At 49.7% G+C, this 555-nt stretch carries 1 protein-coding gene; it reads right to left on the bottom strand.

The features are described 5' to 3' along the window. Positions 1-555: PstA family ABC transporter permease (locus tag R7Z50_RS30035; protein WP_318150091.1), on the bottom strand; the 555-nt coding region annotated here is incomplete at both ends.

Genomic DNA, 555 nt, shown 5'->3' with positions numbered 1-555 from the left:
GCAGGCGTTGCCATTGGTAATACCACGCGCCACAACGTTTCAAATTGCGTCGCGCCAAGCGCCAAAGAACCGTGGCGTACTGAGCTCGGAATACGTGTTAAGCCTTCCTCTGTCGTAACAATAACCACGGGCAGTGTTAATACTGCTAGCGTCAAAGCCGACCACAACAAACCCGGCGTACCGAAAGTTGGCGCAGGCAATCGCTCGGCATAAAACACGTTATCGATGGAGGCTCCGATGGTATAGACAAAGAAACCCAACCCGAACACGCCATACACGATCGAAGGAACCCCCGCCAAGTTGATGACCGCAATTCGAATAATTCGCGTAAATGCGTTGTTCTTCGCGTATTCATGCAAGTAAATCGCAGCAACCACCCCAAGCGGCATCACGATAATCGACATGATAAGCACCAAGAAAACGGTTCCGAATATTGCAGGAAAAACGCCGCCCTCAGAGTTCGATTCTCTTGGATCTTCGGATAAGAATTTCCAGACCTGTTTACCCCAATGCATCACTTTGTCAGGTAACGACATTTGGTTTGGGTACCAGTAG

It is taken from the genome of Vibrio sp. 1249-1 (genome assembly GCF_033340495.1).
This window is presented reverse-complemented; position numbering and strand designations above follow the sequence as displayed.